This window comes from Halomonas sp. HNIBRBA4712, assembly GCF_043558675.1.
Classification (GTDB): domain Bacteria; phylum Pseudomonadota; class Gammaproteobacteria; order Pseudomonadales; family Halomonadaceae; genus Vreelandella.
Genome location: NZ_JBIFXR010000001.1, coordinates 177,332 through 200,147 on the forward strand (window position 1 = coordinate 177,332; position 22,816 = coordinate 200,147).

Genomic DNA, 22,816 nt, shown 5'->3' on the forward strand with positions numbered 1-22,816 from the left:
CGTGAATTCCCTTTCACTCAAGGCCTCATTGCGCCATGACCATTAAAAAGCGTATACGCATCGCTCAGATCGCTCCAGTGATCTTCCCTTCGCCGCCCCCGGGCAGCGGAGGTACTGAACGTATTGTGGCGGACTTGACCGAGGCGCTCTTTAACCTTGGTTACGATGTCACGTTAATTGGCCCGTCGGACTGCCGCACGCCGGCGCGCCACCTGGCCTGCGCGCCGAGTCTTTACGCCATCGAGACCGAACACGGTCAGGTACCGCCGGGGGTGCCCGGCGTGCTCGAAGCGCGGGTATTGGAAGCGCTGCGCGCGCATCTCGACGAGTTCGACGTGATTCACTGCCACGGCGAGTTCGCCCATGCGGCCCTTCTGGGAGACCGCCGTGGCGAAAGTGTGACCACCGTGCACTGGCGGGTCGACGAGCTGGACCGCCGGCTCTTCTTCGAGGGTTTTCCCGACCTTCCCGTGGCGGCGATTTCCCACGCCCAGGCCCGCGCGATTCCTGCCGCCAATCTGGCCGGGGTGATTCATCACGGTTTGAAGGCCGAGCGTTTCGCGCTGGGGCCGGGCGACGGCGGCTATCTGGCGTTCATCGGCCGCATGACCGACCAGAAGCGCCCGGACCGCGCGATCGACGTGGCGCGCAGAACCGGCTACCCCTTGAAGCTCGCCGGCGGCGTGGATGTAGGCAACCCGGGCTGGTTCGACGCTCACGTGGCGGGCGAGCTCGATGACGCCATCGTGCACGTCGGGACAATCGACGACGCACAGAAACAGGCGCTGCTGGGCGGGGCCGAGGCGCTTTTATTCCCCATCGACTGGCCGGAGCCTTTTGGGCTTGTGATGATCGAGGCGATGGCCTGCGGCACGCCGGTCATCGCCTGGCGAAACGGCAGCGTGGAAGAGGTGATCGAGCACGGCGTAACCGGTTTCATCGTCGATTCGGTCGAAGAGGCGGTGGCGGCGGTGAAACGGCTCAATGAGCTTGACCGCGCCCGCATCCGCGAGCGCTTTCTGGCCCGCTTCACCGCCGAGCGTATGGCGCGCGACTACGTCGCGCTCTACGAGCGGCTATTGGGGCGCTAGAGCGTGCTGTCGGCTTTCAAAAGCGTTTTGCCGAGCACCGCCACGATCAGTGCCAGCGTCACGCACAAAAGCCCCATCGCCAGGTACACCTCGCGCAGCGAATCGAGCCAGGGCGAGACGGCGGAGACCACTACCGGCGAGATGAACTGGCCGAAGAAGAACGTTGAAGTGAAACCACCGAACACCCGCGCGCGCACCCGCTCCGGCGAAATGCGCATCAGCCAGGTCGTGGTGTTGGGCATGAAAAGACCCAGGCCCAGCCCCGCTGCCGCCGCGCCTGCCATCGCCGTGGCGTAGTTTTGGGAGGCGCCGGTGATGAAAAGGCCGGTGGCGGCGATGAGAAACCCCAGCACGTAGATCGTCATCACCGAGAAGTGCGCTTTCACCCGGGCGTAGCAAAAGCTCACCAGGCTCGCGGTCAGCGCCGCCATCGAGAGCGCTACGCCGATCGCCAGGCCGCTTTCGATGCCCTGCTCGGCGAGCAGAAACGGTAGCTGGGCGGGGAACAGGTAAAACATCATCATGCTGATCATGGCGATCAGGTAGGCAAGGCCGGTGCGCCCGAGATCCAGGCGCGCTGCCGGTGCCTGGCTTGCCTGGCTTGCACTCGTCACCCGCTGAGGCTCGCGCAGCACGGTCAACGCGTAAGGTAAAAGCAGCACGCCGGTGAGATACAGAAGAAACGGCCCGCGCCAGCTCCAGTCGGACAAGAGCCCGCCCAGGTTGATGAAGATCACGCCGCCAAGCGCCATGGCGCTACTTTGAAGCCCCAGAAAGCGCACCCGCTCGGCGCCGCTGAAGTAATCGCCCACGAGCGTCGTGCTGATACTCAGAATCCCCGCTACCGCCACGCCCATCAGCGCTCTCGATGCCAGCAGCAGGTTCACGTCGTTGATCAGAAAGCCCGAAGCGCCGGCCAGCCCGTAGACCGAGAGCATCAGCATTAGAAGCGGCTTGCGCCCGAAGCGGTCGGCCAGATACCCCATCAAGGGGCTGAACAGCGTGATCATCAGTGCCGGCAGCGTCAGGATCAGCTGGATCAGCACCTGCGGGGTGTCATCGTAGAAGCGGCCGATGCCGGGCAGCGCCGGCGAGATGATCGCCCCGGACATCACGGTCATGGTGCTGGCGAAGAGCAGAACGGCCTTGGTGTGCGCGCTGTGGGAAATGGCGGTCATTCGGAACCTCTCTAAAGCGGATCGCCAAGCTTAGCACACCTATTAGCAGGCTACGTTTATCGCCCGCTCAGTACGCCCCGAACAGCAGCTGTAGCGCGATGGCGAACATCATGACCGCCACCAGCAGATCGATCAGCCGCCAGGTCAGGGGCCTTGCCAATAGTGGCGCCAGGCGCGTGCCGGCCAGCGCCAGGGCGCTGAACCAGAGGGTCGAGGCGCACACCGCGCCAAAGGCGAAGGCCCCAGGCGAGACCTGCTGAGCGCCAAGAGAGCCGATCAGCAGCACCGTATCCAGATAGACGTGCGGGTTCAGAAGCGTTACCGCAAACGTGGCCGCGAGCACCGCCGTAAGCGAGCGCGGTGCGGCCTGGCGGGCGGTCAGCGCATCGCGCCTGGCCGCCCGGGCCAGCGCCTGAACGGCGTAAGCGATCAGAAAGGCCGCGCCGCCGAAGCGGGCCAGCGCCAGTAGCGTCGGGTTCTGGCCGAGCAGGCTGGCAAGCCCGAACACCCCGGCGATGATCAGCAGCGCGTCGCAAAGGATGCATACCAGCGCCACCGGCAGCGGATGTTCGCGGCGCAGGCTTTGCGAGAGCACGAAGGTATTCTGGGCGCCGATCGCCACGATCAGACCAAGCCCCATCACCAGGCCGTTGATATAACTGAGTCCCACGGGTCGTTCCTCGTCGAGTCGTTGAAAAATCGCGGGAAATCCCGCCAGACGCTAGGAGTGTGGCGGGCGAGTCGGTATAAATAAAACGAATAATCGCTATGGGGTATAAGGAAAACTGATGCTCGACTACAAGCTTCTCGATGCCCTGGCCGCCGTGGTGGAGCAGGGCGGCTTCGAGCGCGGCGCCAGGGCGTTGGGGCTGACCCAGTCCGCGGTCTCCCAGCGCGTCAAGCTGCTCGAGGCGCGGCTGGGCCAGCCAGTGCTCCTGCGGGGGAGCCCGCCGGGGCCTACGGCGGTGGGGCGGCGGCTACTCAACCACGTGCAACAGGTGCGCCTGCTGGAGCACGATCTTGGCACGCAGGTGCCCTCGCTCGGTGAAACCGGCGCTCATAGGCTGCGGGTGGCGCTCAACGCCGACAGCCTCGCCACCTGGTGGGCCGAGGCGGTGGCGCCCTTCTGCGAGGCCGGGCGCGTACTGCTCGAACTGGTCATCGAGGACCAGGACGTGGGCTTGAAGCGCATGCGCGCCGGTGACGTTGCGGGGTGCGTCTGCGCCGAGCCTACGCCGGTGGCGGGTGCTGCGAGCGTGGCGCTGGGGGCGATGCGCTACCTGGGGGTGGCAAGCCCGGCGTTCGTTGCCCGCCACTTCGAAGGCGGCGTGACCGCCGAGCGGCTTTATCACGCCCCGGCGGTGATCTTCGGTAGTGATGACCGCCTTCAGCACCGCTTCGCGGCGCGCCTGGGCGTAGCGGACGGCTTCGTTCATCACACCGTGCCCTCGTCGGAAGGGTTCGTGCGCATGCTCGAAAGCGGCCTGGGCTGGGGGCTGGTGCCGGCGCTTCAGATTCGCCAAGCGCTCGAGCGCGGCGCGCTGGTGGAAATCTGCCCGGGCGAAGCCGTGGACGTACCGCTCTACTGGCACTATTGGCGCCAGGGCGGGGTGCTGATCGACGAGCTGACCGCGCGCTTGACCCATGGGGCGAGCCGGCATCTGGTGTGAGTGCGCCGGTCGCGGCTGGCCGGATGTGCCCGCGGGCCGTATCATATCGGGTCAATCGATCGCCCTTTCACTGTGAGCTCCCATGACTCAAACAAAGACGCCCTTCATCGTGGTGCTGACCCTGGCCATGACGATCATGCTGGGCCCGTTCTCCATGGACACCTACCTGCCGGCGTTTCCGGCGATCGGTGAGTCGCTCGGCGTCTCCCAGCACGCGGTATCGCTGAGCGTTTCGGTCTATGTGTTCGCGCTGGCGATCGGCCAGCTGGTAGGCGGGGCGTTGTCGGATCGCTTCGGGCGCCAGCGCGTGCTGATGGGTGGGCTTGGTATCTTTATCGTCGCGAGTCTCGTCATTGCCAACGCCGATTCGCTCGGCGTACTGCTGGGCGGGCGCGTGGTCCAGGCTTTCGGCGCCGGCTGGACGCTGGTCTCGGTGCCGGCGCTGGTGCGCGACCGGGTGGCCGGGCGCGACGCCGCCAAGCTCTTTTCGATGATGGGCTTCATCATCGTGCTCGCCCCGGGAATCGCCCCGAGTGTGGGCAGCGCGATTCTGGCGCTGGGCTCCTGGCACTACATCTTCTTCGTGCTGGCGGCCTACGCGCTGGCGCTGATCCCGCTGTTGATCAAGGTGCTGTTCAGCGGCAGCGGCAAGGTTTCACGCGCTAAAGGGCCTGAAATGGGGCTGCTAGCGCGCTACAAACTGGTACTTTCGACCAAACCGGCGCTGCCGTTCATCGCCTGGCAGGCGGGGTCGTTCTCGGTGATGATGATGTTCATCACCTACGCCTCGTTCATCTACCAGGGGCACTTCGAGCAGGACGCCTCGACGTTTTCGCTGCTGTTCGCCGCAAACATCGTCGCCATGTTCGTGTTCAACGTGCTCAACCGGGTGCTGCTCTCGCGTTTGCCGTCGCTGCGTATTCTGCAGCTGGCTACCGCCTGTCAGGCGGTGGGCATGGTGCTGCTGCTGGCCGCCACGTTCCTGCAGGCGCCGCTTTATCTCTTTCTGCCGGCGATGATGCTGACCATCGGCGCCGTGGGTGCGATCTCGCCCAACATTCAGGCCTGCTTTCTCGAGTTCTTCCCCACCAGCGGCGGCACCGCCGCCGCGCTTCTGGGCGCGGCCCAGTTCGGTATCGCCGGTATCCTGAGTGGGCTTTCCACCGTATTACCCCACACCCTGGAGGCAGTGGTGTTGGCCATGGCCGGCTGCGGCGTGGTGGCGTACCTGCTACTTGCTCGCTCGTTGATCAAGGGGCGCGCAGCGGTCGAGGCGCACTGAGGAAGCCGCTCTAACGCGAACGCGAAAAAGCGCCGTGGCGAGTCATCGCCACGGCGCTTTGCTTTATGCGAGGCGCTCAGAAGATCGCGCGTACGCAAAGATAGAGCAGCGACGGCGCTAAAAGCGCGCCCAGGCCGGTGTAGAAAGTGGCGGTCATGGCGCCGTAAGGCACGAGCTTCGGGTCGGTGGCGGCAAGACCCGCCGCCACACCGCTGGTGGTGCCCATCAGCCCGCCGAAGATCATCGCCGAGCGCGGGTTATCGAGGCCGATTCTTTTGGCCGCCATGGGGGTGAGCACCATCACCAGAATCGATTTGAACAGGCCGGCGGCGATCGACAGCGCGATGACCTCAGAAGACGCGCCGATCGAGGCACCGGCGATGGGGCCGACGATGTAGGTCACCGTGCCGGCGCCGATGGTGGTGAGCGCGGCGGGGTCGCGGTAGCCGAAGGCAAAGGCGATCGCGACACCGGCGATAAACGATACGATCACGCCCAGAAACAGCGCCAGTACGCCGCTGAGCCCGGCCTGGCGGATCTCCTGAAAGCGCACGCCATAAGCGGTGGCGATGATCGCCAGATCGCGCAGCATACCGCCGCCCATCAGCCCCAGCCCGGCGAACAGACTGATGTCCGCCAGGCCCTTGCTGCCGCCGGTATATATGCCGCCGAAGTAAGCCAGCGCCAGCCCCACCATGATGGCGATGGCGGAGCCGTGAACGCGCCCTTTGGTCAGCTTGTCGCTCACCAGATACGACACGTACATCGCCGCGCCCACCAGCGCGAAGGCGGCGATCAGATGCTGTTTTTCGAGCTGCGTGAGAAGTGATTCGAGCATGACGGCGGCTCCTTAGCGGGCGTGATGGGGGCGGGAAGAGGGCTTCGAGCGCCGGGCCTTCGGGGCGCGCGAGGCGACCTTGTTGACCGGCGTTTCATCGAGTGGCGCCTCGGGGCGCTTTTTGGGCTGGCCCAGCCGAGTCAGCGCCGGCACGAGCGCAAAGCTTGCGCCCACCGCCAGAAGCGCCGCCAGCAGGGCGATCAAACCGCCGTCGATGGCGGCGGCCACGTTCTGGCTGGCCGCCATTGCGACCACGATGGGAATGTACATCCCGTTCCAGAAGGTGATGCCGCTTTCGGTGCTCTCCGGCATCTTGCGCTTGTCGATCAGATAGCCGCCGAGAAAGATCAACAGCAGCATGGCGATGCCGACACCGCCGATGTTGGACTCCACGCCGAGCAGCATGCCCAGCACGTCTCCGGCCCACAGGCCCACCAGCATGCAGCCGGCGAGTAGCGCGACTCCGTATATGACCATGGAGTTTTCCTTTTGTGTTGTCGTTGTTGTCAGGGGGCGCCGCTTCTTACGGCGCCGGGTCGAGCATCAGGCGGTGGCGTCGCTCCTTGTGTTAGTGGCGGTGAAAGTGTCGGCAAAGGTCTCGCGCAGCTGGTTCTTCTGCACCTTGCCCATCACGTTGCGCGGCAGCGCCTCGACGAAAAACACTCGCTTGGGCTGCTTGTAGCGAGCGAGCTCGCCCTTGAGCGCTTCCAGCACCTGCGCCTCGCTCACCGCGCCCTGGGATTTCGGCACTACCACGGCGACCACGCCTTCACCGAGATCCGTATGACGCACGCCGATCACCGCGGACTCCGCCACACCTTCCATGTCGTCGATGATCTGCTCGATCTCCTTGGGGTAGACGTTGTAGCCGCCGGAGATCACCAGGTCCTTGTCGCGCCCGACGATGTTGAGATAGCCCTTCTCGTCGATCAGGCCAAGGTCGCCGGTGATGAAGTAGCCGTCGTCGCGAAACTCGGATTGGGTCTTCTCCGGCATGCGCCAGTAGCCCTGGAAGACGTTGGGGCCCGTCAACTCGACCAGCCCGGTCTCGCCCTGGGCAAGCTCTCTGCCTGTCTCGCGGTCGGTGATGCGCACCGTCACGCCGGGAAGGGGCATGCCCACGGTGCCCGGGCGGCGCTCGCCGTCATAGGGGTTGGAGGTATTCATGTTGGTTTCGGTCATGCCGTAGCGCTCGAGAATGGCGTGGCCGGTGCGCTCGCTGAAATCTTCATGGGTTTCGGCGAGAAGCGGCGCGGAGCCGGAGATGAACAGGCGCATGTTGGCGACCACCTCGCGGTTCAGGCGCGGGCTCGCCAGAAGCCGGGTGTAGAAGGTCGGCACGCCCATCAGTACCGTCGCGTGGGGCATCAGATCGAGCAGCTCGTCGACGTCGAGTTTGGGCAAAAACGTCATCGAGGCGCCGTTGATCAGCGTCACGTTGCAGGCCACGAATAGCCCGTGGGTGTGAAAGATCGGCAGCGCGTGGATCAGGTGGTCGTTCTCACTGTAGTGCCAGGCCTTGGTCAGCGCCTGGCTGTTGGAGGCGAGGTTTTCGTGACTCAGCATCGCGCCCTTGGAGCGCCCGGTGGTGCCGGAGGTGTAGAGGATCGCCGCCAGGTCATTGGCCGCGACCTCGGCGACCTCCGTCGTCTCCTCGGCGTTTTTGGCTTTCTCCATCAGGCTGCCGTCGGCGCTCACACCCAGGCTTTCAATATGCGCCACGCCGGCCTTGTCGGCGATTGGGCGGGCGCTCTCCAGCGCCTGGGGGCGGCAAACGAACAGGCGCGGCTCGGCATCATTCAGGAAGTAGTCGATCTCGCTGTCGGTGTAGGCGACGTTGAGCGGCAGATAGACCGCGCCGACCTGCAGGCAGGCCAGATACAGCATGACGATTTCAGGACTCTTGTCGACCTGAACGGCGACCCGGTCGCCGGGCGCCACGCCCAGCTCCTTGAGCACGGTGGCCAGTCGGCGGCTCAGGCTTAAAACGTCCTGGTAGCGGTAGCGCTGGCCGTCGAGCGTGTCCATCAGCACTTTATCCGGGGCGCGCTCGAAGTGCGGGTAGAAGTGCAGGTAAAGGTTGTGGTTCATGAAAGACTCCTTGTTATTGTCGTCAGGCCCTGGCGGGCGCCTTGGCTTCGAGATATTGGCTTGCCTGATTCGCCTGACGCCGAATGTCGCTGGCGCACACCACCGTGTGGTTCACGCTGTAGGCTTCGTGGTTCTGTTCGATACGGTTGAGCTGGTAGAGATAATTCACCATCAGCCCATGCGACTGCTGGAACCCCTTGCTCGAGGTATCTCCCTGCCAGTTCAGCCGGTGCAGGCTCGCGCCGTTGCCCAGGTGAAAGCGTGCCACCGGGTTCAAGGGCTGACCGCTCTTGTGCTTGACCTCCACCAGGTAGTGCGAGGCCAAGCGCATGAACTCCTTGTGGGCGGCAGAGGAGAGCTCCTCGCGCTCGTGGGTATCGAGGTAGGTAGTGAGCTCCTCGGAAAGCGACGCCTCTTCGCGAACGCTTGCCAGCCAGTCGGCAAAGCCCGGTACCGGTGATAGCGTAACGAAGTTCTTGATCTGGGGAAGCTCGCGGCTCAACTCCTGAACCACCTGCTTGATCAGGAAGTTGCCAAACGACACCCCCTTGAGCCCGGCCTGGCAGTTGCTGATGCTGTAGAACACCGCGGTGTCGGCCTCCTCCAGCGGCAGCTCCTCGCCGTGCTCGAGAATGCGCTGCACATTGCCGGGAATGCCGTCACATAGCGCCACTTCGACGAAAATCAGCGGCTCGTCGCCGGTCGCCGGGTGGAAGAAGGCGTAGCAGCGACGATCCTCCGGGTCGAGGCGGCGGCGCAGGTCGCGCCAGTCGCCGATCTCGTGCACCGCTTCATAACGGATGATCTTCTCGAGCACCGCCGCCGGGGTGTTCCAGTCGATGCTTTCGAGCATCAGAAAACCGCGGTTGAACCAGGAGCTGAACAGGTGCGCGAAATCGCTATCCAGCGCCGAGAGCTCCGGCGATTGGCGCAGGTGTTTGAGCAGGTCCGCGCGCATGTTGACGAGATCGAACGTGCCGCCGGGGCACAGGTTCAAACGGCGCAGAAGCGACTGGCGGCGGGGCTCGCAGGCGTTGAACAGCCGCTCGAGCGCGGCGTTGTCCTCGCGCTCGCGATACACCGCGTAGGCGGTGTGAATGTCGGCGGGCTCGGCGGCGTAGTCGTTGGCCAAAAGCTGGAAGAAAGAGAGTTTCTCGTCGTCATCCAGCGCCCGATAGTGGGCCAGCGCCTGCTGCGCCATCATGATCTGCGAGGCTTCGCCGGTGCGCCCCATCAAGCCCCGGCACGCATCACACAGCGCATCGAAGTGATTATCGCTGCCCTTGTCGGTGCCCAGCGCGCTGCTGAGCTGGCGGGTGCGTGTGCTAAGGTTCGTCAAAAGCCCCTGAAGAAACGACATATTCATGTTCATGCGCATCGGCCTTATCGTGAGCGGTTGGGCAGGCTGCTTTTTATGACGCCAGCGCTTTATTGTGATCATCGAGCGTGGTAAGTATTAAACAGCGCGACGTGTTGTATATAACAGATACAGGCAATGAATTTATGCGTCAAGGCAGGGTAGGGTAGACTTATGGCGAAGGTGTCTCAGGCCCAGCGGCTGCGCGACCTGCTCGAAGACGCGATCGTGGCCGGGCGGTTCGCGCCCGGTGAGCGGCTCGACCCGGACGCGCTGGCGCTGGAGTACGACTGTTCGCGCACGCCGATTCGCGAGGCGATCCAGCAGCTGGCGATGTCCGGCATGGTGCAGGTGGTACCCAAGCGCGGCACGTTCGTTACGCGGTTGGGGGTGTCTGATCTGGTCGAGCGCTTTGAGGTAATGGCGCAGCTCGAGGGGCTGTGTGGGCGCCTGGCCGCCCGGCGCATGAACGACGACGAGCACGCCGCCCTCATCACGGCGCTCAAGGCGTGCCGCGAGCGCGCAAAGGCTCAGGACGCCAACGGCTATTACTACGAGAACAGCGTCTTTCACCACTGCATTTATGCCGCGAGCCATAATCAGTTCCTGGCTCAGGAGGCGACCCGCCTCCACGCGCTTTTACAGCCCTATCGCCGTCTGCAGCTTCAGGTAAGAATGCGCGTCGAGAATTCGCTCGCCGAACACGAAGCCATCGTCGCCGCGATAGAGGCCGGCGACGGCGAACGCGCCGAAGCGCTTCTGCGCGAGCACGTCATGGTGCAAGGCGAGCGCTTCAACGACCTGGTGGCGTCGGTGCGTGAGCTTGAGATGGGATGATGGGGTCATGGTAAAAAAGGTTCATCGCGAGAAGCTGAGCGGCTTTTTTCAGGTTCATGCAATCCGTGGTCGGACCAGCAGGATTCGAACCGCCACTTTGCGGGACCAGACACCCAGGCGACAGAGCTGAAATGCTACCAGGCGCCACGTTATCGGCTTGGGTTGTGCTCCTGCTCCTGGATGTACGCCTTTAGCGCTTGGTCGATGCGCCGCTGCCAGCCTTCGCCCTGCGCCTTGAAATGCTCTATAACCTCCGGCGATAAGCGAATGGATGTCTTTACCTTGGTAGGTGCCTGCTGGCGACCGCGCTGGCCAATGGCACGCTGCAGGTTAGCGGGTAACACCTCAGACATGGGACGCATCTGCTCAACGTCCTGGTCGGTAAGCTCTCTTACGTCGCCGTCTCTATTCGTAAGCTGCTTTTTCATAGCGCCTGACCTCCCGCGTGTTGGCTTTCCTCAAACTGATAACCCTTATGCCGCCTTCAATGGGCGTAAGCACACTACGTGCACCCGTTGCCCAATTTTGCCTAATCCGATGAAGCGCTTTTCTGGATAGTCGTAGCGGTCATCTTCATGAAATAGTGCGTTGTCCCAATCAAAGCGTTCGACAACAGAGAACGGTAGGCTTCGCGCCTCCTAATTATGAGCGCTCTTGTTCGGGTCGAAGTCGATTATCATGTATTTAATCGTATGGACAAAAAGCCAGGAAGGAAAGTTCTATCCGTTGGCCGGGCTCAAGAGGTGTCGTTATTGGCCGGGGTGGTCTGGCGCCTATAAGCGGCTACTCTGGTGAAGTCCAGCGCACGCCCGTCATGGTGTGTAGGAGGGTTGAGCGTGTGCCATTGGCTGACACATGGCAGGCCAACAAAAAAGGCCACTCGCGAAAAGCGAAGTGGCCTTTTTTCATACAATCTGTGGTCGGAATAGCAGGATTCGAACCTACGACCTCTGTTTCTGGTTGCCTGTGTTAGGTTAAATTAGAGTGTTAGTAAGGGCGCCGGTGTGTCCCGGACTGACGCAGTGGTTGAGTGAGAGGTTGGATAGGTCATGAGGTTAAGCAGTTGCTGAAGTCAATTAAAAAAAATTGGCGAATACCGACTAGCTATTAAGGCTGTAGCAAGGTGACGCTAGCGAGAAAAAACCAGAAAATAGTAGTTCGGCTTTGACCATCGCAAGGTCTAAGAGGTGGAATACAGCCATATAGATCCAAACTTAAAACGTAGTGAGCTACTGATAGAATTTTTATAACTGATAAAATGGATTTTAAGGAGTAAGTTTTGATTAGTTTTTCTGTGCATCCTGAAGTTTATAAGACAAGTGTAGAAACAGGGCTTAGGAATATTCTAGAAGATATGTGGATCCGCTCATTAAGGAGAGGGGATGGCACTATATTCATTATCTCTGGCTTTGCAAATTATAATGGTGGAGCTAGGTTTTATAAGATATTAAAAGAGCATACTGAGAATGGAGGTAGGGTAGTTGCTATTCTCGGTGGGAGTGCTAGCCAGAGGCTGTCCAGTAAGCAAGTTGTTCATGCTTTGCTAGAGTGTGGAGCTGAGGTTTTTTTAATAAATAGAAAAAGAATTTTACATGCAAAATGCTATGGTTTTTTAACAGAAAATGGAGAGCAGTCAGCAGTAATTACCTCTGGGAATTTCACTGCTCCTGGCTTATCTCAAAATATCGAAGCATCTGTGTATTTAAAGAATCAAGCATTGTCTGACGCCAGCTTTAGCTGGTGTGATTTAGTTAATAAAATGTTCGATCAGAACTGGCAATATTATCAATGCTTAATAGATCCATTATCACCACACTGGAATCTATTGTATGACGAGACTCCTCAGGGCTATGTCTTAGATGAAGTTGATCAAGAAACCTTAATAGTTAAACTAGTGCCAACAGATACTAACAGGATTCAGGCGAATCCTGGAGATATAAGTGGCCGAGGTAGCCAGTACTTTTGGTTGAGCAAAGATTGCTTTGACTTTTTTCCACCTCTCACCATCCATAATCAAAGAGGTTGGAAAGGAACTCTATCGGCCTTTATAAATCTTGATTATGTTGACTTAGGAATTTCTGAACAAGTGAGAATCACATTTGAAGCGGAAAATAATTTAGATTTCAGGCTGGGAACGGGGAGGTTACGCTATACAAAAATGGCCGAGCCAGGGGATTTGGCATGTATAACAAGGATTTCTGAGGACTCTTACGAATTAAGAATAATTCGGCAAAACAATCCGGCATATAAAATGCTAGATTTATTTGCGCCTAATTTTATCGGAAGTCGTGGTAAGCGGTATGGTTATATAGATAGCCAACAATTTTTTAGCATTCTGTGAGTGATTTAATCACAAGATTCACTGATAAAAGGCCAGGCAATAGCCTGGCCTAATTGCTCATATTGCTTTAAGTATGACTAATGTTTCAACTTTAGTTGAGTTGTTTTGGTGAAGCCCATACCTTTTATAGGTCTGAAGAGGGATGCTTTCCATATGCTTCCAGCCTCTCTCTGTAGCAATGTTGGCAAGATGCTGTGGAGTATTTATGTCAAATCGAATCCCACTTAGTACCGTATGGTTACCACCCACAACTAATCCAAAAGGGGCGCCAGGCTTAACGAGCTCACGTATTGAGCTGAATGCGTCTGACATGCCTGAAAAATATCTATAAAGTAATGTTGGTACAACTTGTCTTCTAAAACCGTCATCTTCAGTTAGTGCACTTTGAAGCTTTGTGCAAAGATTTGCCTCATGTTCAGGGATGTTCGAAGCGTTTTTTTCCAGCTTTAATAATAAGTCTTTCTTGCTAGCCCCACGAATCTCTCGGCTACCAATCAGCCTTGCCTCTAGCTCTTTAACTTCTAAAGGAGAAAGTAAATCTAGCCATATTAGGCTTAAGCGCTGAGTGTCTATGTAAGGTAAAGCTGTAGCATATGGTGGGCTTGTAATAGCCATATCAAAGCTTTCCGGTCTCAATTCACCACTAGGATCAATTCCAGTGCAGTCCTGATTAAGTGCAATCCCGCTCCTTGAAAGGATTCCATGTACTTTTTGTGATTGTTTGAGTTTATCTGTAAAAGATTCAGTTGCCGTTAGAAATGCTTGAAAGAAAGAGACCTCGGGTAAAGGAGACTTTCTTCGTCTAATTCTTAGATCATTAGGATCCTGATATGAATAGTCACGTAGAAGGTTGGAGGCGATAGAAAGCAATATGGTTGACACATCGTCGTCAATCTCTTTTAAAGCTAATTTCAGGCTTTCTATTTTTATGAAATTATCCCTTGGAAACCAGGATAATAGGTAATTAGATCGTTCATTTTTTTCATTGATGGAGTGAATATTATTAATGGCTATTTCAGCTGCTTTTTTTGCACCTTCGAATATTTTCTGCGCTGGTGTGCAGAGGGATAAGACTTTTGCATTAGCAATGTACGCAGCTAATGGGTTGATATCTGTTCCTACAGAACTCAACCCGAGATGCATACATTCAATAAGTGATGTCCCGCTCCCGCAAAAAGGATCTAGTACTCTATCACTTTCTTTAGCTCCAAAAATATTCAACATTGCTTTCGCAATTTGAGGGTTGAATTTCCCTTTGTATTCATGCAGACCATGCGCAGAGTAACGAGTCGATTGACGTTTTGTACCATTAACTGTGCCTGATTCTAATAAAAATTGCTGCGTCTTATTTTTGCTGGTGTTGCTCTCGAATTCTTTAAAATAGACCAGCCTATTGGCAAGTGTAGTGTTTTGCGGGGCTGAAATCTCTATAGAGCCATCTACCTCATGAATTTCCTCCGGAGAAAGTAAACTACAAACTTCCCGGCGAGCAAGTTCTTTTTCGTATGGGAAATACTTGTACTGATGCCAGAAAAGTTTCATTTGGCCACCTTTTTAAAAACTAAAATAGATTCAGTCTTGATGTTGGCATGGGAGAGATTGAACGACTTTCGTTGAGAGTAAATATCCCTTTCTATACGTGTAACAAAAGACAGACCATGATTCTTTGCTGCTTGTTGAATAATATTACCATTGTCTATCACTTGGCCATGGATCTTTGATCTGCCTACAACAAAGCAGGCATAACCATCTTGGACTAAAACTTTATCCAACAATGAAAAAGTAGAAGACATTTGATCTAAGAAGAACTCAGGGGTATGTCCGTTTTTCTTGAAAAAATGAGCGCGAGCCCCAATTTCTTTTTCCTTAACTGAAATTGGGTTGTGCCCGAGCCACCACATTCTATACTTGTGATAAAGCCAGTACTCGTATGCGTTAGGGTAGGGAGGCGACGTAACAACTAAACCTATAGGTTGCTTTATTTGCTCTGGAGAAACCTCTAGTGTATTGGCCTCTAAGACCTCGGATTCTGTAAGGTTCCAGCTCCTTTTTCCAAGGGAGCTTATAAGCTTATCAGATGAGTTTTCAAAGAGCCTGAATACATCATCATATTTGATGTTTTTCTCTACAGCGGCATATCTTGTATCACTATCTTGATTCGATACACGCACCAAGATGCTAGAGAGGATAAGTTTTAAATGATCTCTCCAAGGAGTGTATTCCTTCTGTGAAATAGTGCTGCTTATTGCATCCACAGCAATCTGAATCTCTGGCTTGAACCAATGATTTATGTTGGGAATTTCACTTTTTCTATGTGTTTTTTTCGTTTTTGATATATCTAATACGCTTTTAATGGCGTCCTGTAAACCTTCGGGATATTGTGATGTTTTAACACGAGAAATTAAACAGGCAATCGGGTTCAAATCTATCCCAATAGAAGATAGTCCCGCGCGCTGCGCTTCTACTAAGCTGGTGCCAGATCCCACAAATGGATCTAGAACAGCAGTGCCCTCGGGGATAGGGATGTTCGCGATCAGCTCCCGCGGTATATCCCCAATAAACTTTGCAGGATAAGGGTGGATTTTTTCAAGAGGGGTTTGGATCTTTCTTTTGATAAAGCTCCAATCGATTTCGTTTAGTTTTTTGCTTACTTTTATTGCGGAGACGCCTCTATCGAGAAGTTCTTTAGTAGGTGCCGTTGCGGTTTCCATGGAAGTATCATTAATAATTATGCTTTCTTCTACTTTAGAAAAATCTAATGATATTTGGTTTCTATTATCTAAAAAAGTGTTCATGTTTTTAATAAACCACTCTTTCAAAGATAACCCTTCGTGAGCAAGGGCTGAATAAAGCCTTTTTTTCTGACCGGGATCGATCTCAACTACTATGCGTCCGCTGCTTCCAATACTCATATGGCTACCTTGTTACTATGTGCTTTATGTAACATAACATGAACTGGGGTTTAGATCCATGTCGTAAATAGAAAAAGGAACATTGTTTTTAGTTTAATTGCTTAAATTTAAAGGATTTTTACCTAGTGCAATGCCCCAAATCTTTGAGCGCTTTAAACTGCTAAAAAGGGTGTGCTTGGGATGAATCGACCCTAGTTTCTTAGACACCTCTAGGCTTTATGCTGAAGGCCTCAGAAGGTTCCTTGAGCCGTCAACGATACACCGAAGAATTCAAGATCGAAGCCGTCAATCAGTTGACGGAGCGAGTCCATTCCATTGCTGAAGTCGCCGCCCGACCAGGCGTGTCCGGCTATAGCCTGTATCAATGGATAAAACGCTACGCCAAGCCTGCGGAGCATCGGCAGCAGGATGTTGATCTTCACGCTGAGAATCGGCGCTTGAAGGCAGAGCTGAAGCGTGTATCAGAAGAACGAGATATTCTAAAAAGGCCACCGAGTACTTCGCCAGAGAGTCCGATTGAGGTACGCGTTTATCCACAACTATGCGGACCAAGACCCGATGCGCGCCTATGCCGCATGATGGCGGTGCATCCCGGTGGCTACTACGATTGGTTCCGTAATGTTCTGTCTGAACGGGCCAGGCATGACCAGCGCCTGCTGGGGCTGATCAAGCACACTTGGCTCGAAAGTGGTGGTGTGTATGGCTATCGTAAAATCCATTAGGACCTGCGGGAGGCAGGCGAAGCCTGTGGCAAGCACCGGGTAGCCCTCCTAATGCGCCGGGAAGGGCTGCGTTCCCAAACAGGCTATCGGCGCCGCCTGGGTGCTACGGCGGTAAACCGGCAATGGTGTCGCCCAACCACCCGGACCGACGGTTTGAAGCAGCAGCGCCCACTATCGTGTGGGTCACTGACATCACCTGCATCCGTACCTACGAAGGCTGGACCTACCTGCCAGTAGTCATCGACCTGTTTTCTCGACAGGTGGTGGGCTGGTCGATGAAGTCTCGCATGACCACTCACCTAGAATTGGATGCTTTGCTGGCAGCAGTTTGGCGGTGAAAGCCGCAAGGAGTTGTCATGGTGCATTCGTATCAGGGAAGCCAGTTCAGCATCACCGACTGGCAGAGCTTTCTGAAGGCTAATCAACTGGTGGGCAGTATGAGTCGCCGTGGTAACTGCCACGACAACGCCGTTGCAGAAAGCTTCTTCCAACTCCTTAAGCGTGAACGGATCAAGCGGCAAATCTGTCCGCCCCGGGAAGCCGTACGGAGCGATGTGCTCGATTATATCGAAATGCTCTACAACCCAAGTCGCCGCCATGGGACGAGTGATGGCCTATGACCCGTTGAGTTCGAGCGGCGTTACTTCCACAGCTTGGAGGGTGTCTAGAATACCTAGGGCTATTCAGGGTGCTTGCAGTTACTGAGTATGCTTTTTTGAAAATTTTTTGTGGTTGGGCAGATAGGGGGCATAAATGCCACAAGCTTTGAGGATGGTTACATTGTAGTGATGCAGACTATGAACTCACGTATCATGAACAGGCTCAGCGAAAAGTGACAAGGCCATAGTTGGTGACTTTTGGATCCTATATGGAGACTGGAATGAGGGTCCAAAAAAATGGCCACATGCTTTGAAAGCTAAGTGGCCATTTTTCTAACAATTTCTGGTCGGAATAGCAGGATTCGAACCTACGACCTCTGCCTCCCGAAGGCAGCGCTCTACCAAGCTGAGCTATATTCCGGCGCTCAATAACGGGGATGAATACTACGCCCGCCCCCCGATTTTTTCAAGTGGTAAATCAAAAAATACTGCATTGGTCCGATGGCGTCAGGACTGGCGCTCGACCGCCAGGCGCGCAAGCTCGGCCATGCTGTCGCGATACGCGCTTTCGGGCAGCTTTTCGAGCTCCTTGAGCGCGCACTCGACCATTTCCACCGCGCGTTCGCGAGTGTAGTCGAGCGCGCCGGTGCGGTGGACGATGGCGAGCACCTCGTCGAGTCGGTCGAGCCCGCCCTGGCGGATCGCCTGGCGGATCAGCTTGGCTTCTTCCGGCGTGCCGCGCTCCATGGCGTTGATCAGGGGCAGCGTTGGCTTGCCTTCGGCCAAATCGTCGCCGACGTTCTTGCCCATCGCATCAGCGTCGCCCTGGTAGTCGAGCAGGTCGTCGATCAGTTGGAAGGCAAGGCCCAGGTAGCGCCCGTAGTGCTGGAGCGCGCGCTCCTGTTCTGGCGTGGCCTCGGCCAGCACCGCGCCGCAGTGCGAAGCAGCTTCGAACAGCATCGCGGTCTTGCCCTGGATGGTCTCGAAGTAGGCGTCCTCGGAAAGGCTCGGGTTGCCGATGTTGGTGAGCTGGAGCACCTCGCCTTCGGCGATGATGCAGGTCGCGCTCGACAAAATCGCCATGATGCGCATCGAGCCGACGCTGACCATCATCTGAAACGAGCGCGAATAGAGAAAATCCCCCACCAGCACCGACGGCGCGTTACCCCAGGCGTCGTTGGCGGTCTTCCTGCCGCGGCGCAGGTGTGAGTCGTCGACCACATCGTCGTGCAGCAGGGTCGAGGTGTGCATGAACTCGATTAGCGCGGCAAGCGTAATGTGCTTGTCGCCTTCGTAGGCCAGCGCCCGGGCGGCGAGTAGCACTAAAAGCGGGCGCAGGCGCTTGCCGCCGCTTTCGATGATGTACTGACCGATGGTCTCGACCAGCGGCACGTTGGAGTTGAGCTGCTCGATGATGGCGCGGTTAACGGCCTCGAAATCGCCCGCCACCACGGCGTGCAGCGGTGAAGGCGTTGGGCTGGCAGGCGTTTTGGCAGAGACGTTCGTCATGAAGTTGGTTCATCGCGGCAGGTGAAAAGCGGCCGTTACCGCCTTGAGTGGGGATTATGCTATGGGGCCGCCTGTAAGGCGTCAAGGCGAAGCCTTTTACGAAGAGCGGCTTGGGTGATTGACACGGCGGTAGGGGCTTGTGGTAAAAGCGGATCATCGCTATAATCCGCGACCCACTCATCATGCTCCCTGTCAGATGGCTGCCGAAAGGGGCGCCACTCGCCGCAGGTCTCAAGAGCGTTGATTCGATGAGCGCCGGTTAGCCCGGCATTACCGACAAGTCCGGAGAGCGACATGTACGCAATTATCAAAAGCGGTGGCAAGCAGTACCGCGTTCAGGAAGGCCAGACCCTCAAGCTCGAGAAAATCGAAGTCGCCACCGGCGAAACCATCGATTTCGAAGACGTGCTGATGGTCGCCGACGGCGACGACTTCAACATCGGCGCGCCGCTGATCAGCGGTGCCAAGGTGTCGGCCGAGATCGTATCTCACGGCCGTGGCGAAAAAGTGAACATCATCAAGTTCCGTCGCCGTAAGCACCACATGAAGCGTCAGGGCCACCGTCAGTGGTTCACTGAAGTCAAAATCACCGGAATTTCCGTTTAAACGGACCCATTCCCCGATCAGGAGGCTATTTCGATGGCACATAAAAAGGCAGCCGGCTCCACGCGTAACGGTCGCGATTCCGAATCCAAACGCCTTGGTGTGAAACTCTTCGGTGGCCAGGCGGCAACCGCGGGTAACATTATCGTTCGCCAGCGCGGCACGCGTTTTCACGCAGGCCAGGGCGTCGGCATCGGCCGCGACCACACGCTGTTCGCGCTCAACGACGGTAAAGTTCAGTTCCAGACCAAGGGTCCGAACAACCGTAAATTCGTGAGCATCGTTTCCGAGTAAGCGTTTAGCGCTTGGACGAGTGAACGAAAGAAAAGCCCCGCCAATGCGGGGCTTTTTTGTCTGTTAACCCCCAGGCCCGCGGGCGGGGGAGAAAAGGGCGGCGAAAGCGGCCGGGAGAATTCAATGCAGTTCGTCGATGAAGCCTCGATCATTGTCGAGGCAGGCAAGGGCGGCAACGGCTGTCTGAGCTTTCGCCGCGAAAAATACGTGCCCAAGGGCGGGCCGGACGGCGGCGACGGTGGCCACGGCGGCAGCGTCTACCTGATCGGTGACGATGCGCTCAACACCCTGATCGACTTCAAGTATCAGCGCTTCTACAAGGCCGAGAACGGCCAGGGCGGCATGGGCCGTCAGATGAGCGGCAAGGCGGGTCAGGATCTGCACGTGAAAGTGCCGGTGGGCACCACGGTGATCGACGAGGATACGCTCGAGGTGATCGCCGATGTCACCGAGATCGGCCAGGTCGTGCTGGTCGCCGAAGGCGGGCGCCGCGGGCTTGGCAACATCCACTTCAAGTCCTCGACCAACCGCGCGCCCCGGCGCACCACGCCGGGCACCGAAGGCGACCGGCGCAACCTGCGCCTGGAAATGAAGGTGATGGCGGACGTCGGCCTGCTCGGAATGCCCAACGCGGGTAAATCGACGCTGATCCGCTCGGTGTCGGCGGCCAAGCCGAAGGTCGCCAACTACCCCTTCACCACGCTGGTACCGAACCTGGGCGTGGTCAAGCTCGGCATGCACGAGCACTTCGTAATGGCGGACGTGCCTGGGCTGATCGAGGGCGCCTCCGACGGCGCAGGGCTGGGGCTTCGATTCTTGAAGCACCTGACCCGTACGCGGCTTCTGTTCCATGTGGTCGACATCGCGCCGTTCGACGAGTCCGACCCGGTCGAGGCGGCCAGGGCGATCGTGCGCGAGCTCGGTCAGTTCTCGCCGGCGCTTTCCGAGCGCCCGCGCTGGCTGGTGCTCAACAAGTTCGACCTGCTGCCGGAGGAGGAGCGCGAAGCGCGCGCCCGTGCGGTGATCGAGACGCTCGATTGGGACGGCCCGGTATTCCAGATCTCGGCGATCTCGAGCGAAGGCACCGACAAGCTGGTGCAGGCCGCCCATCGCTGGCTCACCGAGCAGCAGCGCCTCGAGAACGAGGACGAAGAGGCCTTCGAGCGCGAGCAGGAGATGCGTCGGCGTATGGAGGAGGAGTCCGTTGCGCGCACCGAGGCGCGCCTGGGCCACAAGCGCAAGAAGCGCGACGCCGACGATGACGACGACTTCGACGACGATGACTACGACGTGGACGTCGAGTACGCGCCCTGAGCCGGCGCTCGAGCGAATCACGATAACGATCAGTGGGTGAGCGAGGAAGCACGATGGAGCAGCGCGAGGAGTTGCCGGGCCGGGAGGCGCTCAAGGGCGCGCGTCGGGTCGTGGTCAAGATCGGCAGTGCCCTTCTGACCAACGATGGGCGTGGCCTCGATGAAGCCGCGATCGGCGTGTGGGTGGATCAGATCGCCGCGCTGCACGCCCGCGGGGTCGAAGTAGTGCTGGTCTCCTCCGGCGCGGTGGCGGCGGGCATGGTGCGCCTGGGCTGGCAGGCGCGACCGAGCGCGGTGCACGAGCTCCAGGCCGCCGCCGCCGTGGGCCAGAACGGGCTGACCCAGTGCTACGAGCAGCACTTCGCCCGCCACGGCATGCTCACCGCCCAGATTCTGCTGACCCACGACGATCTCTCCAACCGCAAGCGCTACCTCAACGCGCTCTCGGCGCTGCGCACCCTGGTCGAGATGCGCGTGGTGCCGGTGATCAACGAAAACGACACCGTGGTCACCGACGAAATTCGCTTTGGCGACAACGATACTCTGGGCGCTTTAGTGGCCAACCTGCTGGAGGCGGACGCGCTGGTGCTTCTGACCGACCAGGAAGGGCTGTTCGACGCCGACCCGCGCCACGACCCCAATGCCCGCCTGATCGGTGAAGGCCAGGCCGACGACCCAGCGCTTGCCGCCGTGGCGGGCAGCGGTGGGGCACTGGGGCGCGGCGGCATGAGCACCAAGGTGCGCGCCGCTACGCTCGCCGCGCGCTCCGGCGCGTTCACCGTGATCGCCAGCGGCCGCCAACCCGAGGTACTTACCCGGCTCATGGCGGGCGAAGCGCTGGGCACGCTGCTCAAACCCCACCAGGCGCCGATCGCCGCGCGCAAGCGCTGGCTCGCCGGCCAGCTTCAGGTGCGCGGCACGCTCACCCTGGACGCCGGCGCGGTCAACGTGCTGCGCGAGAAGGGATCGAGCCTGCTGCCGGTCGGCGTTCGCCGGGTCGACGGCGCGTTCAAGCGCGGCGACATGGTGCTGTGCGTCGACGAGCAGGGCGAGCGTATCGCCAAGGGGCTTTGCAACTACGGCGCCGAGGAGGCGCGAAAGCTTGCCGGCAAGCCCAGTCACCAGATCGAGGCGATCCTCGGCTTCGTTGAGGCTCACGAGCTGATCCACCGCGACAACCTCGTCATCGTCTGATACCTCACTCGCCGCTGCCGATCGGCAGCGGCACCTCTCTGGGCCACTCGTCGGGCACGAGGATCACGCGCCGGCCCGCCTCTTCTTTCTCGCCTTGGCCCTTGAGCAGCACCTGCTGCGGGCCGAAGCGCTCGATGCAGGCCGCCAGCGCCGGCCAGAGCGCGCCTGGCGCCTCAAACGCGGCCTCCAGCGGCGGCGCCATCCAGAAAGGGCGCCTGAGCCAGGCGATGCTCACTTCGCCCGCCTCCTCCAGAAGCCTTCTCCAGTCTCTCAGGTAACACCACTGCCCACGGTAGTGCCCGTCGGTGACCCCGGTCGGCGCAGGAAGTGCGGCGTGGAACGGGTAGAACAGCACCCCCGGCATGGCCAGGCGCTGGGTGAGGACGCTCGTTTCATAAGGGCAGTCGCGCGGGGCGAGCCAGTGGCGCAGCGTCGCCCTGGCCAGCGGCGTGGCGGAGAGCGGCAGCTGGTGGGCGCGCAGGTGGGCACACTTGCGCGCCAGGCTATCGAGCCCGCCGGTGCCGATCCAGCGGTTGGGGCTCGCCGGATGATCCGGCCCTTCGGCAAGCCCCAGGTAGAACTTGATCGCCACTTCAAGATGCACCGGCGCGGGGTCGGTTCGCGTGCGGTAGAGCATATCGAGCTCGCCAAGCGTCTGGCGCCTTTCGCGAATGGCAACGTTGTGCGCCAGAAGCCGCGTGTTTGGCGCGTGGTCGAGCAGCAGATGCCAGAGCGCTTCGTGGTAATGGCCCATGCGCGTGACGCGACGACGAGCAAGCGCCTGGCAGGCCGGGTCGAGCCAATCGAGGCCATCTTGCGCCTCCCCGGCGAGCCCCATCTCGTCGAGGGTGGGCCGTCCGGCGTACTCTTTAAGCGTGATGAGATCCGGCGCCTTCACAAGCCATGCCAGGTCGCGGGCGACGCGCTGAGCAAGCGGCGAAAAGAGCGCTGGTGACCGGTCCAGGCTGTGCATGGCGAACTCCTG

The 22,816-nt window shown here is 58.5% G+C and carries 20 protein-coding genes, 1 tRNA gene and 1 pseudogene; 10 read left to right on the forward strand and 12 right to left on the reverse strand.

The genetic code is table 11. The features are described from left to right. Window positions 1-35 precede the first annotated feature (35 nt). Window positions 36-1,091 (forward strand): glycosyltransferase family 4 protein, encoded by a 1,056-nt coding sequence (locus tag ACGK9R_RS00905; protein WP_394577679.1) that lies wholly within the window; start codon window positions 36-38, stop codon window positions 1,089-1,091. Here the strand turns inward: ACGK9R_RS00905 and ACGK9R_RS00910 are convergent. Both ACGK9R_RS00910 and ACGK9R_RS00915 read right to left on the reverse strand, forming a co-directional pair. After that, entirely contained in the window at window positions 1,088-2,269 is a 1,182-nt protein-coding gene (locus tag ACGK9R_RS00910; RefSeq protein WP_394577680.1) for an MFS transporter, read from the reverse strand. The genes ACGK9R_RS00905 and ACGK9R_RS00910 overlap by 4 nt on opposite strands. A gap of 67 nt (window positions 2,270-2,336) precedes the next feature. Continuing rightward, complete coding sequence (locus tag ACGK9R_RS00915) at window positions 2,337-2,939, reverse strand: LysE/ArgO family amino acid transporter (protein ID WP_394577681.1); 603 nt, start codon at window positions 2,937-2,939, stop codon at window positions 2,337-2,339. Window positions 2,940-3,057: 118 nt separating this feature from the next. On the opposite strand from ACGK9R_RS00915, the gene ACGK9R_RS00920 reads away from it, so the two are divergent. Together ACGK9R_RS00920 and ACGK9R_RS00925 are read left to right on the forward strand one after the other, a co-directional pair. Next, window positions 3,058-3,939 carry a LysR family transcriptional regulator ArgP gene (locus ACGK9R_RS00920; protein ID WP_394577682.1) on the forward strand — a complete coding sequence of 294 codons (882 nt, stop codon included), beginning with the start codon at window positions 3,058-3,060 and terminating at the stop codon, window positions 3,937-3,939. An 82-nt stretch (window positions 3,940-4,021) separates the two neighbouring features. After that, window positions 4,022-5,221 carry a multidrug effflux MFS transporter gene (locus ACGK9R_RS00925; RefSeq protein ID WP_394577683.1) on the forward strand — a complete coding sequence of 400 codons (1,200 nt, stop codon included), beginning with the start codon at window positions 4,022-4,024 and terminating at the stop codon, window positions 5,219-5,221. Between the two features lie 76 nt (window positions 5,222-5,297). On the opposite strand, the gene madM is transcribed toward ACGK9R_RS00925, so the two are convergent. The 4 genes from madM to ACGK9R_RS00945 all read right to left on the reverse strand — a co-directional run bounded on the left by madM (window position 5,298) and on the right by ACGK9R_RS00945 (window position 9,516). Beyond that, window positions 5,298-6,059 (reverse strand): malonate transporter subunit MadM, encoded by a 762-nt coding sequence (gene madM, locus ACGK9R_RS00930; protein WP_394577684.1) that lies wholly within the window; start codon window positions 6,057-6,059, stop codon window positions 5,298-5,300. A 12-nt stretch (window positions 6,060-6,071) separates the two neighbouring features. After that, window positions 6,072-6,536, reverse strand: a complete 465-nt coding sequence (gene madL, locus ACGK9R_RS00935; protein WP_394577685.1) for a malonate transporter subunit MadL — start codon at window positions 6,534-6,536, stop codon at window positions 6,072-6,074. A gap of 66 nt (window positions 6,537-6,602) precedes the next feature. Beyond that, window positions 6,603-8,150 carry a malonyl-CoA synthase gene (locus ACGK9R_RS00940; protein WP_394577686.1) on the reverse strand — a complete coding sequence of 516 codons (1,548 nt, stop codon included), beginning with the start codon at window positions 8,148-8,150 and terminating at the stop codon, window positions 6,603-6,605. Window positions 8,151-8,172: 22 nt separating this feature from the next. Beyond that, the gene (locus tag ACGK9R_RS00945) at window positions 8,173-9,516 is read right to left on the reverse strand and encodes a malonyl-CoA decarboxylase (RefSeq protein ID WP_394578551.1); all 1,344 of its coding nucleotides are present in this window, start codon (window positions 9,514-9,516) and stop codon (window positions 8,173-8,175) included. 165 nt (window positions 9,517-9,681) lie between these two features. Here ACGK9R_RS00945 and ACGK9R_RS00950 point away from each other — a divergent pair, with 165 nt between their 5' ends. Then, window positions 9,682-10,344: a GntR family transcriptional regulator gene (locus ACGK9R_RS00950; RefSeq protein WP_394577687.1), complete on the forward strand. Its 663-nt coding sequence runs from the start codon at window positions 9,682-9,684 to the stop codon at window positions 10,342-10,344. A 149-nt stretch (window positions 10,345-10,493) separates the two neighbouring features. Here the strand turns inward: ACGK9R_RS00950 and ACGK9R_RS00955 are convergent, their stop codons facing one another. Continuing rightward, a complete protein-coding gene (locus ACGK9R_RS00955; RefSeq protein WP_394577688.1) occupies window positions 10,494-10,772 on the reverse strand; it encodes a BrnA antitoxin family protein in 279 nt (92 codons plus the stop codon). 851 nt (window positions 10,773-11,623) lie between these two features. Between ACGK9R_RS00955 and ACGK9R_RS00960 the strand changes: the two genes are divergently transcribed. After that, window positions 11,624-12,685 carry a phospholipase D-like domain-containing protein gene (locus ACGK9R_RS00960; RefSeq protein WP_394577689.1) on the forward strand — a complete coding sequence of 354 codons (1,062 nt, stop codon included), beginning with the start codon at window positions 11,624-11,626 and terminating at the stop codon, window positions 12,683-12,685. A 57-nt stretch (window positions 12,686-12,742) separates the two neighbouring features. Here ACGK9R_RS00960 and ACGK9R_RS00965 read toward each other — a convergent pair whose 3' ends face one another. Both ACGK9R_RS00965 and ACGK9R_RS00970 read right to left on the reverse strand, forming a co-directional pair. Next, window positions 12,743-14,227 (reverse strand): DNA methyltransferase, encoded by a 1,485-nt coding sequence (locus ACGK9R_RS00965; RefSeq protein ID WP_394577690.1) that lies wholly within the window; start codon window positions 14,225-14,227, stop codon window positions 12,743-12,745. Further along, window positions 14,224-15,597 carry a DNA methyltransferase gene (locus ACGK9R_RS00970; protein WP_394577691.1) on the reverse strand — a complete coding sequence of 458 codons (1,374 nt, stop codon included), beginning with the start codon at window positions 15,595-15,597 and terminating at the stop codon, window positions 14,224-14,226. Before ACGK9R_RS00970 ends, ACGK9R_RS00965 begins: the two co-directional genes overlap by 4 nt. Window positions 15,598-15,839: 242 nt before the next feature. On the opposite strand from ACGK9R_RS00970, the pseudogene ACGK9R_RS00975 reads away from it, so the two are divergent. Next, a pseudogene (locus ACGK9R_RS00975) lies at window positions 15,840-16,939 on the forward strand (IS3 family transposase). Between the two features lie 323 nt (window positions 16,940-17,262). Here the strand turns inward: ACGK9R_RS00975 and ACGK9R_RS00980 are convergent. After that, window positions 17,263-17,339 (reverse strand) — tRNA-Pro (locus ACGK9R_RS00980). Between the two features lie 86 nt (window positions 17,340-17,425). Next, window positions 17,426-18,427, reverse strand: a complete 1,002-nt coding sequence (gene ispB, locus ACGK9R_RS00985) for an octaprenyl diphosphate synthase (RefSeq protein WP_394577692.1) — start codon at window positions 18,425-18,427, stop codon at window positions 17,426-17,428. Window positions 18,428-18,721: 294 nt separating this feature from the next. Here ispB and rplU point away from each other — a divergent pair, with 294 nt between their 5' ends. From rplU to proB, 4 genes are all read left to right on the forward strand, one after another. Next, window positions 18,722-19,033, forward strand: coding sequence for a 50S ribosomal protein L21 (gene rplU, locus ACGK9R_RS00990; RefSeq protein WP_394577693.1), 312 nt, complete (start codon window positions 18,722-18,724; stop codon window positions 19,031-19,033). Window positions 19,034-19,066: 33 nt separating this feature from the next. After that, a complete protein-coding gene (rpmA, locus tag ACGK9R_RS00995) occupies window positions 19,067-19,324 on the forward strand; it encodes a 50S ribosomal protein L27 (RefSeq protein ID WP_394577694.1) in 258 nt (85 codons plus the stop codon). A gap of 123 nt (window positions 19,325-19,447) precedes the next feature. Next, on the forward strand, window positions 19,448-20,638 hold the full coding sequence (cgtA, locus tag ACGK9R_RS01000; RefSeq protein ID WP_394577695.1) for an Obg family GTPase CgtA: 1,191 nt from the start codon (window positions 19,448-19,450) through the stop codon (window positions 20,636-20,638). A 53-nt stretch (window positions 20,639-20,691) separates the two neighbouring features. Then, window positions 20,692-21,831, forward strand: a complete 1,140-nt coding sequence (gene proB, locus ACGK9R_RS01005; RefSeq protein ID WP_394577696.1) for a glutamate 5-kinase — start codon at window positions 20,692-20,694, stop codon at window positions 21,829-21,831. A gap of 4 nt (window positions 21,832-21,835) precedes the next feature. On the opposite strand, the gene ACGK9R_RS01010 is transcribed toward proB, so the two are convergent. Then, window positions 21,836-22,804, reverse strand: coding sequence for a DUF1853 family protein (locus ACGK9R_RS01010; RefSeq protein ID WP_394577698.1), 969 nt, complete (start codon window positions 22,802-22,804; stop codon window positions 21,836-21,838). Between the last annotated feature and the right edge of the window lie 12 nt (window positions 22,805-22,816).